Here is a 13,826-nt window from a genome sequence, read left to right on the forward strand (position 1 = left end):
TCTTCATCCTTCATCACTGCCCGCAATCCCAAGATAGCGTGGCGGAATAGCAAATAACTTGAGATTTCTCAAGCCTGCAAAGCCAGCCAATTCGTCGGTTTGAGAATCTTTACCAGATACCGCCCCCCCTCGCAGCGCCCATCGCGCTTGACGGTTGGCGCCGCGGTGGTTTTGAATTGAGCCGCTTGCGCGTTGCACCATGGGGCTGGTGTGTCGCTTGCGCATGAGGGATGGAGGAAAAGCCGTTGATTATAGCCGCCAACAAACCCGATTTGCCCGACGAGTACTTGGTCGATAATCGGGTCTATTTCGACCGGTCTACATATGAGGCCGAACGCGAGCGGATCTTCTTAAAGAGCTGGAACTTCGTCTGTCACGAAAGCGAGATTCCCAATCCTGGCGATTTTCTGACCACCACCGCCGCGGGTCAGGCCATTATCATTTGCCGCAACGGCGCAGGAGACCTGCGCGCCTATTACAACGCCTGCCGCCATCGCGCGGCGCAGGTGGTGTGCGAAGAGCGTGGACACACCCGCAATTTCACCTGCCTGTACCATCTGTGGTCCTACGACCTTAACGGCCGGCTGACTGGCGTGCCCGAGGCCGCCGCCTATCGCACCAGCTTCAATCCCGGCGGACTGGCGATGGAGCGCTTCGGCCTGGTGGCGGTGCGCATCGAAGCCTGTCATCGCCTAGTGTTCGTCTGCTTTGATTCCGAGGCCCCCGCGCTAGAAGATTTCTTGGGAGGCGCGGCGGCGTCATTGAAAATGCCCTTCGGCGCGCCCGAGAGCGAAGTGTTTTTGGTGCGGCGCAGCGTGGTCAATGCCAATTGGAAAATGCAGCCGGAAAATTCCCGCGACGGTTACCATGCGCCGCTGCTCCATCGCCGCTTGCTCGATGTAAGTCCGCCCAAACCTTACCGCGTGCTAGACCACGGCCATTCGGTGCAGGAATTGGGCTTGGACTATGCCAGCGGGCTGGCCAGGGGGACGGTGGACAAAGTGCTCCGCGACGATCCCGAAATGACCCTGGCCTTCATGCGCCATCCCTTGCCTGGAATGAGTCTGGAGCGACCGGCGCTGGTGGTCGTGCTTTTTCCCGATACCCTGCTTTTGGTGCGCTACTCCACTGCCTTGATCGAGCGCCAGATAGCGCTGGGCCCCGAGCAGACCCTGATCGAGCTGCGCGCCTGCCGGCGGATTGACGATTCACCTGAAGTTCGCTCCATCCGTGAGCGCCATTGGCAACTCTATTGGTCCTCGGACGGAGGAAATCTCCCCGAGGATATTGCCGCCTGGGAGGCTCAACAGCGCGGCGTTCACGCGCTGGGCGTGCAACACAGCTTGATCGCGCGCGGCGAACCGGCCCGCGAAGGCTTGCGCGGCGATGACAATCGTTTGCGCCAGTTCTGGCAGGAATGGCGTAGGCTAATGGGGACCAGTCAAAATGCGCCGTTGGAGCATGAGGGAGCGCTTTGAAAGTCGGCGTGATCGGGTTGGGGCGGATGGGCGGCCCGCTGGCCGGCCATTTGATCAAAGGCGGCCATCAATTGTGGGTGTGCGATATACGAGCTGAAGCTGGCGCAGCGCTGGCCGAGCAGGGCGCTCGCGTGCTTGATAGCCCGGCCCAGATTGCAGCCCAGGTCGAGGTTATCCTGACCAGCTTGCCCGGCCCCAGCGAGGTCGAAGCCACCATGACGGCAGCCGACGGAATACTTTCCGCGGTCGCGCCGGGAGCGTTGGTAGTGGCCACCAGCACGGTGGCAGCCGAACAGAGCCGCCGCCATGCCCAACTACTGGCAGCCAAGGGAGCCGCTCATCTGGACGCTCCGATCAGTGGCGGCGTGGAAGGGGCTGTGGCCGGTACGCTGACCGTGATGGTCGGCGGTGAGGCGGAAGTCTTTGAACGAGCCCGCCCGCTGCTGGAGTGTTTTGGGCGAGAGATTTTTCACGTCGGAGCGGCCGGCGCCGGCAACGACATGAAACTGATTATTCAGATGATGTTCGGTTCGATGCTGGCGATCTTCATGGAAGGTGTAGCGCTGAGCGAAGCGATGGGTCTGCGGATCGATCGGATGCTGGAGATTCTGGGGACCTCCTCGGCTCACCATCCCTCCATCGGCCGTCGCTACGACAAGATCATTGCTGGCGACCTCAGCCCGCGCTCCCCCTTATCAATGTTCGCCAAGGATCTCGCCCTGGTGCGCGAGCGCTGTCTGGGCGCCGGGCTGCAAGCCCCGCTGGTGGAGGCGATCGCCGCGCGCTACGCCGATGCGATGGCGGCAGGGCTGGGTGCCAAGGACGTAATCGCCTTGAAACGCCTATACGATAAATTCTGAAACCCTGAAGCGAAAGAATAGCCAACGCAACGCCGAGGGAGGGGAGGCGCCCCAAGGGCGCCCCCCCTCCCCCTCGAACCAATCAAGCTTGGCTTGGGGGCCAATCCCATCGCACGCGTGGGACTTTGGGCTGGGTATTGCGCACAATGTGCGTGGCGCCCGGACGCGGGTCGGAGTAAGGTTCGGTGCATGGACACGATCGTCACTACTAGTTGTGGCAAGCTCGAGGGCGAGGAGCAGAAAGGACTTTTTTTGTTCAAAGGGGTGCCGTTCGCGCGTCCTCCGGTGGACGGTCTGCGCTGGCTGCCGCCGCAGCCGCCGCAGCCTTGGAGTGGGATCAGATCGGCGCGCAACTTTGCGTCCGTGGCGCCGCAGAATAGCACCAGCGTGGATCCCGACGTAGACCTGGTTTTGAACCATCCCGGTCCACAGAGCGAGGACTGCTTATATCTCAACGTCTGGAGTCCAGGGTTGGATCGCGCACGCCGTCCGGTGATGGTCTGGATCCATGGCGGCGGTTTTGAGCGCGGCTCCAGCTCCAATCCGCTCTACTCTGGTGAGAACCTGGCTCGGCGCGGCGACGTGGTGGTGGTGACGATCGCCTATCGGCTGGGAACGCTTGGGTTCTTGCGCCTGATCGAGGCCACTGAGGGGCGAATTGCGGCCACCGGTAACGAGGCGCTGTTGGACCAAATCGCAGCTTTGCAATGGGTGCGCGACAATATCGAGCAGTTCGGCGGTGATCCTGGCAACGTCACGGTGTTCGGTGAATCGGCGGGCGCGATGAGCATTGGCACCCTGATGGCGATGCCGGCGGCGCGCGGCCTTTTCCACAAGGCGATTTTGCAAAGCGGTGCCTGCCATACCGTAGTCAGCGCAGAGCGCGCGGCGCGCGTGGGCGAGTGGTTGGTGGCGAAATTGGCCGCGACGCGAGCGCGGGATCTACGCCAAGTGCCGGCCGCGGAGTTGCTGCGCCTGACGCAGGGCGGACTGATGGCGGCGCGCGAGTTGGGTCTGAGTGGCTCGATGTTCGCGCCCGTGGTCGACGGCGAGCTGGTGGCGCGCCCGCCAATCGAAAGCGTGGCCAAGGGCGAAGCCCGCGCGGTCGCTACCCTGGTTGGTACCACGCTTGAAGAGATCAAGTTCTTTGCAGGCCGCGATCAAGTCAAAGTCGAAAGTCTAGACGATCTGACCGCCCGCCTGAGCAAGGCCTTTCCCGCCCCAATCGCAAAGTCGCTGGTTGAAACATATCGCACGGCGCGCGCCCAGCGTGGCGATTCGGTGGAATCCTTCGAGCTTTACTCAGCGATTGGTACCGATCGCTGGTTTCGAATCCCCGCTATCCGGTTGGCCCAGGCGCAAAGCGAGCTGCAAGGGCGGGCCTTCAGCTACCTCTTTACCTGGAAGTCGGTCGCGGCCGGAGGGCGTTTCGGCGCCTGCCATACGATCGAGATCCCCTTCGTGTTCGGCGCCGTAAGGGCGCCCGGCAGCGATCGTTACCTGGGCGTGGGCGCGGCGGTGGATAAGTTGGCGGCACAAACCCAGGACGGCTGGCTGGCCTTCGCGCGCCGCGGCGATCCAAGCTGCGAGGCGATCGGAACCTGGTCGGCTTACGACGGCGCACGCCGTGCCACGATGATCCTGGGTCCTCAAGTCGAGCTGGCGCTGGCGCCGATGGAGCCAGAGCGCGCGGCCTGGGACGCGGTCAGTGACGCCCTACTCGGCCAGCGCAGCTAGCGCATACGCGACAACCGGACCATAGTTGAGTTCAAGCCGAAGCTGAATATGGTTCGGTGGACAAGGCGATCCAACCGGTGCCGTTGAAACGAGCAGGCGATACCGCGGCCCGCGCCAGCGGAGCAATCGAAAGATTTATCGAGCGCACTCTAGGGCCGCGGCTCGAAGAACTCACCGGCGAGGTCCGAGGTCTGCGCAGCGAGATGCAGCAGCTCGACAAGCGGCTGGGTGAGAATCTCGCTTCGCTGCGTAACGAGCTACAGGCGGAATTGCGTGCCGTGCGCGCCGAGATGGAGGCCACCTGGGTTCAGCTTAACCCGCGAATCGACGCGCTAAGCCAACGCCTGGATGACGCGCTCAACATTCGCGAGCGTTTGGTTGCGATCGAGACCAAGCTGGCCGCTAGGAATAATTAGGGCCTGCCACAGCCAAGAGCTCGGCATCTAGTGTCTTGCGGTGGCTATACTAGATGGCGCCTTGACGGCGCAGCTCCGCCAATTCCGCCTCGCTGACTCCTAGGGTCCGGCCGTAAATCAGCTCATTGTCGTGGCCCACCGGTACAGATCCGCGCCAGATCTGACCGGGAGTGCGGGAGAAGTGCGGCGCGATTCCCACCCCGGTTACCGGACCTACCTGCAAGTCTTCCCAGCGCTGATGCACTCCGCGCGCCTGATAATGGGCGTCGGCGGCCATATCGGCGCTGGAGAGCACGCGCGAGCACGGGATCTGATGCTCATTCATCAGTGCGACGACCTCGTCCAGCGTACGTTCATTGATGAAGCCGCGCAGTATGGCGTCGAACTCGATTCCTTCCACCGATTCCAGGTCGGTGCGTGCCCGCTGCCATTTCGGATCGCTGGGGTCCAGCCCGATTACGCTCAGCAGCCGATCGTAAACGGCAGATAGCGCGCCCAGCACCAGCCAGCCGTCCTTAGCGGCAAAGCTATCCAGCGGTTGGAAGCCTTGGGCGCGGTTGCCCGAGCGCTCGCGCACCAGTCCCCGCTGGAAATATTCGACCATGGTACCGCCCAGGGTCTTGTGCACGGCTTCGAACTGGGCGACATCGATAGCCTGTCCCTGGCCGGTGCTGCGGGCGTAGGTCAGGCCCGCCAAAGTCGACCACAAGGCGAATAACGCTGTGATATAATCAGCGGTCCAGGGCGCGGCGCGGGTGGGGGGAGCAGGGTCGGGAAAGCCGGTTTGGTACATCATACCCCCGAAGGCTTGCCCCACGATGTCGTAGGAGGCGCGGTGGATATATGCTGGGTGGCCGGTCTGGCCGTATCCGGAGACATGGGTTATGACCAGCTTGGGATTAATCTGCCAGACGGTGGCGTCATCCAGCTTCCAGGCCGCATACGTGCCAGGCTTGGAGCTTTCCATCCAAATGTCAGCGCGCGCCAGTAAGCGTAAAAAAAGCTCGCGGGCGCGGGCTTGGGATAGGTCGGCGCTGATGCAAAAAATGTTACGCCGCTCCTGGACCCAGCTGGTCGATACCGCCGCCTGCTCATGCGAGGAAAGGCGGATGCCGATGGTGCGCCAGCCCACGTCGCCCGTGCCCGGGCGTTCCACTTGGATTACTTCCGCCCCCATTTCGGCGGCCAACTCGGCGGCAAAGGGCTGGGCAATCAGCGTGCCCGAGGACACGATGCGAACGCCCTGGAGCGGTCCGAAGGGCTGCGGAACCAAGCTGGCATCACTCATCAATCATCTCCCAGGTGACCGGGGCGCCACTTATTCAGTACAATTTGTTACCGTAGCCGAGCCGGGGGGCACTTGTGAGCCAGCGCCGGCAGGTTATGATCTGAGGCCGGGAGCCGGGCCGCCTTCGGCTGGGCTGCATGTATTGCTATGGATGCCTTCATAAACCGCCGGGAACTAACATTCAAGGCTTTGGCCGGCTTGGCCGGCGGTGCGTTGGGCTGGCTCCCGGTGGAGCTGGTCAATCACGGCTACGATCTGACGCAACGCCAGACCACAGGCATGGCGGTCGCCAACTTGATCGCGATGGCGGTGCTGTCGGGCCTGATCGGGGGCTTTATCAACGCTGCCCAGAATCAGGAGCTGGCACTCACGCCGCAAATGCAGCGCCGCTTCCTAATCGGCTTTGGAATTTGCGCCCTCCTCTCCTTGCCCGCGACCTATTATTCCAATCGTGCCTTCAGCTACATTCTGACGGCCGGCGGCTGGGGGGTGGGACACGCCGGCTCGATGGTCTACCTCATCGCCGCTCGCCTAACCGGCTGGACCCTGATGGGGCTGATGCTGGGGTTGGGCGTGGGAATCGCCACTTTCGTTGCCGGTAATCTGCTCAAGGGAGCGGCTGGCGGTTGGGTAGGCGGTTTTATCGGAGGGATCGCTTTTGACGCGATTGGAGCCCTGACTCATGCCGGCCTGCTGTCGCGCCTGTTTGGCCTGAGCGCGATTGGACTTGCGATCGGCTTGTTTATCGGGCTGGTCCAGGAACTGACCAAGGTGGCCTGGTTGCGAGTCGAGGATGGGCGCCTGCGGGGACGAGAATACCGACTGGATAAGGGAATGGCCTTTTTAGGCCGCGCCGAAGAGTGCGAAATCGGCTTGTTCGGCGATAGCGCGGTTGCCCCACAGCACGCCCAGATCAGCCGCCGGGGCAGCGAATATATCCTCAAGGATCTCACCCGCAATCCGGGGACGCTGGTCAATGGTCAACGGATCGAAAGCAAGGTGCTGGCGGCCGGCGATTTAATCCAGATCGGCAACTATGCGCTGCGCTTTAATTTGCGTACCGTCAGCGCGCCCGCGCTGGCTCAGCCCTACGTTGCGCCGTCAGCGTCGAGCGTGGTCGCCACGCCGCCGGCCGCCCATAATCCGACGCCCTCGTTGGCTGCGGCGCAGGCCAACGGCGGCGCACGCCTGATCAATTCGATCGGGCAGTCGTTGGTACTGCGTCCAGACGCTCCTACTCGCTTGGGCCGGGCGTTGGATAACGATTTAGTCGTGGCCGATCAGTCGGTATCGCGCCATCACGCGACGATTAGCTGGCAAAACGGCGGCTATTATCTGCAGGATCTGGGTAGTCAAAACGGAACTTATGTGGGCGGCCAGAGAGTCAACCAGGCGCTTTTGGTGGATGGCGCGCGGGTTAAGCTGGGCGATGCCGAATTCGACTTCCGAGTTTGAGCCGCGCCAGTCGGCGCCGCGCTTTTGTTCTTTTTGCGGCCGTCCGGTGGTCGTGAGCGACGCCTCTTTTTGTAAAGAATGTGGGGGCGCGCTGGAGCGCGGCTTTCGCATCCGCCAGGATGTGGCTTGGAATCCTTGGATCGCGGCCGCGATGAGCATCGTTCCCGGCCTGGGCCAGTTCTACAAGGGGCAGCGTTGGCAGGCCCTGGCCTGGTTTATCGGCGTCGGGGTGGCTTACAGCGCCTATCCGCTGGGGCTGCTGCTCCATATTGTGTGCGTGGCCAATGCCGCACTGGCCGGCGCGGTGGACTTCCCCGCTTGGCATATGCCCGCGGCTAACTCGCCTAGCGGTGGGCGTCCGGGGCCAAGATGATCGCTCCCAACACGGTCATTGGCAGCCGCTACCGGGTAATCCGCGAGTTGGGGGGCGGTGGGATGAAGGTGGTCTACCTTGCCGAGGACTTGCGTCTGGCCGCGCGCCCCTGCGCCTTGGCCGAGATGATCGATACCCTGCCTAACCCCGAGGCGCAACGCCAAGCCGAAGCCGCTTTCGCCCGTGAGGCGGATATGTTGGCCGAGCTCAAACACGAGCATATCCCCACCGTTTTCGATCGCTTCAGCGAGCAAAATCGCCATTATCTGGTGATGGAGTATGTGGAGGGCGAGACACTAGAGCAGCGCCTCAAGCGCACGGGCGGCAAGCTTGCACCGGAGGAGATGGTGCCGGTGGCGCTGCAAATCCTCGACACCTTGGAGTATTTGCACTCGCGCAACCCTCCGGTGATCTACCGCGACCTCAAACCCTCCAACATCATGATCACGCCCGGCGGGATGGTGAAGCTGATCGATTTCGGCATCGCTCGCCATTTTCAGCCCCAAAGCAGTGCTACCATGATAGGTACCCAGGGCTATGCGCCGCCCGAGCAGTATCGCGGCAAGGTCGAGACTCGCTCGGACCTCTACGCGTTGGGCGCCACTCTTCATCACGCGCTCTCGGGCCGCGACCCTACTACCGAGCCGCCTTTCAGTTATCCGCCTCTGCGCAATCTGCGACCCGATCTGAGTCCGGCGCTGGCCGACCTGGTAAGCGCGGCGCTGGCCTACGACGTCGAGCATCGGATTCCCAATACCGGTGAATTTCGCCATCGCCTGCTCACCGCCAGTGGCGCACTGCCGGCTGGCAGTGAAAAGGCTCAACTCCAGCTGCCGCTGACTACCAGCGCGCCGGTACCGGGGGCTGCCGCGGGACCCACGCTGCTGAGCCAGGTGGCCGAGACGCCGTGTCCTAATTGCGCCCGGCCCATTCCTATCGATTCGCGCTTCTGTAGCTACTGCGCGGCCGATTTGCGCCGCGTGCTGGGCCCCAGCCAAGTGGTGAGCACCGAAGCGGAAACCATTCGTCTTTCCCCCGACCACATCGTGCGCTCGGGGACAATGGCGCGACGAGCGGGAGATAGCCGGCCAAACACGCGGGTCATGAAATTGGTCCTGCTGGCGGCAGTGCTGGCCTTTGTGGTGATTCGCCTGCTGATGTATCTGTCGGCGGTGGCGCCGGCCGCAGGGCGCGCCGACTCCGAGCCCGCGGCGGTGCCCGACTTCGGCGCTCCCGACGATTCGGTTGGTGCCAGTGCCAGGCTGGCTTCGCAAGCGATGCTGCGGCTGCTGCTCAGCCAGAGTTACCCGGGGGTCAGCTTCCAGCTCCATGGCGACACCATCACGCTGTGGGGCAACGTGCCCAGCGAAGAGGCGCGTCAGATGGTGGAAGACGAGGCCTCGGCACTGACTGGCGCCAGCAACATCGAAGATCACCTCAAAATTGCCGACTGAACCGAATCGGGTTAATGCTCTCTGTGGCGCGGGGGCGTGCGCATGGACTTAAGCGCGGCGATTTCATAACCTGCGCACGCAGTGGATGAACTTCAAGCGGTAGCGCTCAAAGCCGCGCGGGCGGCGGGCAAAATCCACCTGGCCCGTTTCCAACACATCAGTATCGCCAGCAAAAGCAATTTTCTTGACCTGGTGACCGAGGCCGACCGCGAGGCCGAGGCACGGATCATCGCGATCATCGGGCGCGCCTTTCCCGGCCACGCGATCCTGGCCGAGGAAAGCGGCCTCAACGGCACCTCCAGCGAGCATCGCTGGATCATCGATCCGCTCGATGGGACTACCAATTTTGCTCACGGTTACCCTCAGTTCTGCGTTTCGATCGGTTATGAACGGCGCGGAAAAATGGAATTGGGCGTGGTCTATGATGCTAGCCGCAAGGAAATGTTCGTGGCCCGGCGCGGGGGTGGAGCTACCCTCAACGGTGCACCGATCGCGGTCAGCAACAATCGCCGGCTCAACCAAGCTCTGCTCGGCACCGGCTTTCCTTACGACCGAGCGCAACGGCGCTGGTTCTATCTGATGTTCTGGGAGACCATGATGCCATTGGTGCATGGCATCCGCCGCACTGGTGCTGCGGCGCTGGATTTGAGCTGGGTGGCATGCGGGCGGCTTGACGGCTTTTGGGAATTCGGCCTCAAGCCGTGGGACGTCGCCGCCGGCGCCCTGATTATTCGCGAAGCGGGCGGACGAGTGACTAACCTTGATGGCAGTCCGCTCGATCTGGCCGCAGGCCGCATCCTGGCCGCCAACCGCTATTTGCATGGTGCGATGCGGCAGGCCCTAGCTGGCGCCCTTCCTGAGGCGCAGCGGCGCCAGGACGCCAATCAGCCCGCGTGACGCTCAGGCCACGGGCAGGTCCCCAGAGGTTGCTGGTGAACTTAGCCGCGGCCAACAAACGGCATCTTGGTGGCCATCACGGTGAGATACTCGACGTTGGCGTCCAGCGGCAGGCTGGCCATGTAGAGCACAGCGCGCGTCACGTGTTCCAACGCCATCGTCGGTTCCACCATGGTGGTGCCGTTGGCTTGCGGCACCCCAGCCGCCATGCGCGAAGTGAAGGCGGTTTGCGCGTTGCCGATATCTATTTGCCCGCAGGCGATATCGTATTTACGGCCGTCGAGCGAGGTTACCTTGGTTAGACCCAGCACCGCGTGCTTGGTTGCGGTGTAGGGCGCCGAATTGGGGCGTGGGCTGTAAGCAGAAATCGAGCCGTTGTTGATGATGCGGCCGCCGCGGGGCTGCTGCGCTTTCATCAACTTGAAGGCTTCCTGGGTGCATAGGAAAACTCCAGTCAAGTTGGTATCGACCACCGCCTGCCAGCGCTCGAAGGGCAAGTCCTCCAGGGCGAAGCCGCTGGCGTTGACGCCGGCGTTGTTGAACAGCAGGTCGAGCCGGCCGAAGCGTTCCTTGGTGCGCGTGAAGAGGGTTTTGACTGCGGCCGGATCACGCACGTCGGTGGGGACTATTAGGCAGGGTGCCGCTGCGCCTTGGCCTTGGCGGGCGGTTTCCTCCAACGCATCGAGGCGGCGGCCGGCCAAAACTGTCGCATATCCCTCCTGGCGCAAGGCCACGGCCACTGCCTGCCCGATTCCGCTGCCCGCGCCCGTTATCAGCGCAATTTTGCTCTGCATCGTTGCCTTCCTCCAGAGGGTCGAAACTAACAATCCGCGGGAAAAACCTTCGCGGCCTGCTCCCCCTCTCTTAGCTCCCGCGGGTCAGGGGGAGAAGATCGAGGACGGCAGCCAGCTTTATACTGCCTGCAAATGGTGGAATTGCCGCCTGTAATCGGCCGTCGCCTTGACACTTGTCACGGCCGTCACTATGACCGCTGCCAGAGGTTCGGCGCAGGCCCTGCGATTGCCGGTCAACCGACAAGCGCGCCTGCCGCGCGTGCTTTGTGTCGCTCGCTGCGCCATAATTGAGCGGCGGCAGCACCCATTCCAAGGAGTACGTCATGGCACTTTCAGGTGAAGCGTTCGTTCGCGAAATTCAGCGCATGGTCGAGCGCAAACATTCTAAGGACCATCCGGTAATCGCGGCGATCGAGGCGGGCGAGTTGAGCAAAAAGCAGCTCAAGGGGTTTATCGGCCAGTTCTATCTCTACTTTCCCAAGCCCTTTCCCAAGCCGATCGCGGCGATGCTGGGGCGGTGCCCCGAGGACCCCGAGCTTGAGCACATGTGGATCGATAACGTGATGGAGGAAGCCACTGGGGCGGGCACCAAGACCGGCGGTCACAAGGATCTCTATCAGCGCTTCGCGGTGGCCTGCGGCTACAGCGAAGAGGAGCTGAATGCGGTTGCGCCGCTGCCCGAGACCAAGGCGTTCCTGGCGTGGCGCGAGCTGCTGATCAATCAGCGTTCCTGGCTGGAACTGTACGCGGGACAGGGCTTCTGCCTGGAGGGGACGGCGGCGCCGCGGATGACTCGAATCGTCAACGGCCTGGTCAACCATTACGGTTTCGATCGCAAGTCGCGCGACATCGAGTACTGGACCGTGCATATGAGCGTGGACGAGGAGCATATGCGCGTGGGTCCCTACGCCGTGGCCAAGTATGCGGTCAGCGATTTTGACCAGGAGCGGGTGCGGCAGGCCGTGCAGCAGACCCTGGATATCTTCTGGCTGGCGTTGGATGGGGTAAAACGGGCCTTCGTCGACGAGGATCCGCTTTATGCTGATTGGCGGCGGACCCTGTAGCAAAGTCTTCTTTCACTCGCCCGGCACTTAACCCGATCGCCGCCGGGCACGGCGGGCAGGAAAGGTTTAGCTCCATGAGCGACGCGATTAGTGGCGTTATTGGCGCTTGTCTGACTCCGTTCAATGCCGAGGGGCGGGTCGATTACACCGCGCTGGGGCGCGAGATCGATTTTTTGGCTGCCGACTGCGACGCGATCTCGATCGCGGCGGTGGAAGCCGCCGAGTACACCATGCTCACTTCCGCCGAGCGCTTGGAGCTGATTCGCCAGGGTATCGCGCTGGTGGCGCGGCGCAAGCCGGTGATCGCGGGAGCTTCGGCGCCTAACCCACGGGCGGTGCTGGAGCTGGCGGATTACGGGGCCAAGCATGGTGCCGACCTGATCCAGGTCCTGATGCCGTTGCGGCCATGGGGACCGCCCCCGACCACGGCGGAGTTACTGCGCTACTTCGAGCAGATCGCCGCTCGCACACCGCTGCCCATTGTGGTTTATCACAATCCCGGCCCCGGCACGGATCCGCCGCTGGAGGCCTACCTGCGCATCGCCGAGTTGCCGCCGGTGCGCTATTTCAAGGAAAGCTCGCGCGACGTGACCAAGATCGGCCGGCTTATCGCCCAGCTGGGGCTGCGCGGCAACGTAGGTTACTTCACTACCATGCAGCCCCTGCTGATAACGCTGCTCCTGGGCGGGGCCGGAGCGACGATGCCGCCGCCGGGCACCCGGATCGCGGCCGCCGTGGTGCGCGCCTTCCGCGCCGGCGATTTGGCGCGGGCCAGCCAATGGCAGCGCTGTTTCACCCTCTTCCCGGCTCTTTTTGCCGCCTACGGATTGCCGCCGGTGATGAAATCCGCCCTCAAGCACTTCGGGGTCGATATCGGCGACCCAGCTTCGCCCTATGACCCGGTATCGCCCGCGGATCATGCTCGCATCGGGAAATTCTTTGCGGCGCTGGGAGTAGTCGATGGGGGTTTGCCGGACAATCCTCAAAGCGAGGCGGCGGCGCGCGCCCTGAGTCAGAGCTAGATGGGCGAGTACAAAAAAAAGCTTCTGGTTCCCGATACCATCCATCGTGCCGGTTGGGAGCTGCTCAAGAGCCGGCCGGATATCGAGGTTGTGGCCTTCAGCAACGAGATGTCCAAGAGCGAGTTTCATGCCTTGCTCGGCGATGCCGACGCGGTGGCGCTGGCGCTGACCCACATGATGGCGCCCGAAATCGCCGCGGCTCCGCAGCTTAAGGCGGTGGGACGAATTGGGGTGGGTTATGACGGGGTGGACGTGAGCGCGCTGACTGCCCGGCGCATCCCGCTGCTGGTAACCGGCACCGCCAATTCGGTTTCGGTGGCCGAGCACACGCTGTACTTCATGCTGGAGCTGGTCAAGCGCGGCCGCCTGATGGATCAGATCACGCGGATGGGTAACTGGCGCGAGCGCTACGCCAATCCGCCGCGCGAGCTGTACGGGAGCACCGTGTTGATCGTCGGTTTTGGACGAATCGGCACACGAGTGGCGGCGCGCTGCCGCGCGATGGAAATGACCGTCCTGGTTTATGATCCTTACGTCGCGGCGGAGAAAATCGCGACAGCCGGCTGCGAGCCGATGACCGACCTCGACCAAGCCTTGCCGCGTGCCGACTTTGTAACCATTCATTGCCCCAAGAATGCGGACACCGTGGGGCTGTTCGATGCCCCTCGCTTAGCCCGGATGAAGCGCACTGCGTACCTGATCAACACCGCTCGCGGTGGCATCATCGACGAGCGCGCGCTGTATGCGGCCTTGGCCGAGGGCGGGCTGGGCGGCGCCGCGCTGGACGTCTTCGAACGCGAGCCTACCCCGCAGGACGATCCGCTGCTGACCCTGGAGCGCCTCATTGTCAGCCCTCACGCTGCCGGTGTGACGGCCGAGGCGCTGGAGCGGATGAGCGTGACGACCATCCGCAATCTGTTAAGCGTGCTCGACGGCCATCCGGAGCGCGAAAACGTGGTTAATCCCGAAGTGCTGGACTGAACCAGAG

General features: G+C 63.0%; 13 protein-coding genes. 11 read left to right on the forward strand and 2 right to left on the reverse strand.

The window, feature by feature from the left end; genetic code table 11:
* The first annotated feature begins 230 nt into the window (after positions 1-230).
* The 4 genes from VKV28_14710 (at position 231) to VKV28_14725 (ending at position 4,491) form a co-directional block, all read left to right on the forward strand.
* Positions 231-1,478: an aromatic ring-hydroxylating dioxygenase subunit alpha gene (locus VKV28_14710; GenBank protein HLH78052.1), complete on the forward strand. Its 1,248-nt coding sequence runs from the start codon at positions 231-233 to the stop codon at positions 1,476-1,478.
* Entirely contained in the window at positions 1,475-2,338 is an 864-nt protein-coding gene (locus VKV28_14715) for an NAD(P)-dependent oxidoreductase (GenBank protein ID HLH78053.1), read from the forward strand. The genes VKV28_14710 and VKV28_14715 overlap by 4 nt, the downstream gene beginning before the upstream one ends.
* Positions 2,339-2,527: 189 nt before the next feature.
* Entirely contained in the window at positions 2,528-4,075 is a 1,548-nt protein-coding gene (locus VKV28_14720; protein HLH78054.1) for a carboxylesterase/lipase family protein, read from the forward strand.
* A gap of 56 nt (positions 4,076-4,131) precedes the next feature.
* On the forward strand, positions 4,132-4,491 hold the full coding sequence (locus VKV28_14725; protein ID HLH78055.1) for a hypothetical protein: 360 nt from the start codon (positions 4,132-4,134) through the stop codon (positions 4,489-4,491).
* 49 nt (positions 4,492-4,540) lie between these two features.
* Here the strand turns inward: VKV28_14725 and VKV28_14730 are convergent, their stop codons facing one another.
* Entirely contained in the window at positions 4,541-5,779 is a 1,239-nt protein-coding gene (locus VKV28_14730) for a CoA transferase (protein ID HLH78056.1), read from the reverse strand.
* A 147-nt stretch (positions 5,780-5,926) separates the two neighbouring features.
* Here VKV28_14730 and VKV28_14735 point away from each other — a divergent pair, with 147 nt between their 5' ends.
* The 4 genes from VKV28_14735 (at position 5,927) to VKV28_14750 (ending at position 9,958) form a co-directional block, all read left to right on the forward strand.
* Positions 5,927-7,234 (forward strand): FHA domain-containing protein, encoded by a 1,308-nt coding sequence (locus VKV28_14735; protein ID HLH78057.1) that lies wholly within the window; start codon positions 5,927-5,929, stop codon positions 7,232-7,234.
* Positions 7,209-7,607 (forward strand): hypothetical protein, encoded by a 399-nt coding sequence (locus VKV28_14740; GenBank protein HLH78058.1) that lies wholly within the window; start codon positions 7,209-7,211, stop codon positions 7,605-7,607. The genes VKV28_14735 and VKV28_14740 overlap by 26 nt, the downstream gene beginning before the upstream one ends.
* Positions 7,604-9,061, forward strand: coding sequence for a protein kinase (locus tag VKV28_14745; GenBank protein ID HLH78059.1), 1,458 nt, complete (start codon positions 7,604-7,606; stop codon positions 9,059-9,061). Before VKV28_14740 ends, VKV28_14745 begins: the two co-directional genes overlap by 4 nt.
* 81 nt (positions 9,062-9,142) lie before the next feature.
* Entirely contained in the window at positions 9,143-9,958 is an 816-nt protein-coding gene (locus VKV28_14750) for an inositol monophosphatase family protein (GenBank protein ID HLH78060.1), read from the forward strand.
* 41 nt (positions 9,959-9,999) lie between these two features.
* Here the strand turns inward: VKV28_14750 and VKV28_14755 are convergent, their stop codons facing one another.
* Positions 10,000-10,752 carry an SDR family oxidoreductase gene (locus VKV28_14755; protein HLH78061.1) on the reverse strand — a complete coding sequence of 251 codons (753 nt, stop codon included), beginning with the start codon at positions 10,750-10,752 and terminating at the stop codon, positions 10,000-10,002.
* Between the two features lie 323 nt (positions 10,753-11,075).
* Between VKV28_14755 and VKV28_14760 the strand changes: the two genes are divergently transcribed.
* The 3 genes from VKV28_14760 (at position 11,076) to VKV28_14770 (ending at position 13,819) form a co-directional block, all read left to right on the forward strand.
* The gene (locus VKV28_14760) at positions 11,076-11,816 is read left to right on the forward strand and encodes an iron-containing redox enzyme family protein (GenBank protein HLH78062.1); all 741 of its coding nucleotides are present in this window, start codon (positions 11,076-11,078) and stop codon (positions 11,814-11,816) included.
* Between the two features lie 74 nt (positions 11,817-11,890).
* Positions 11,891-12,838 (forward strand): dihydrodipicolinate synthase family protein, encoded by a 948-nt coding sequence (locus tag VKV28_14765; protein ID HLH78063.1) that lies wholly within the window; start codon positions 11,891-11,893, stop codon positions 12,836-12,838.
* The gene (locus VKV28_14770; GenBank protein ID HLH78064.1) at positions 12,839-13,819 is read left to right on the forward strand and encodes a hydroxyacid dehydrogenase; all 981 of its coding nucleotides are present in this window, start codon (positions 12,839-12,841) and stop codon (positions 13,817-13,819) included.
* Positions 13,820-13,826 lie beyond the last annotated feature (7 nt).

This window comes from Candidatus Binataceae bacterium (assembly GCA_035294265.1).
Taxonomy (GTDB): Bacteria; Desulfobacterota; Binatia; order Binatales; family Binataceae; genus DATGLK01.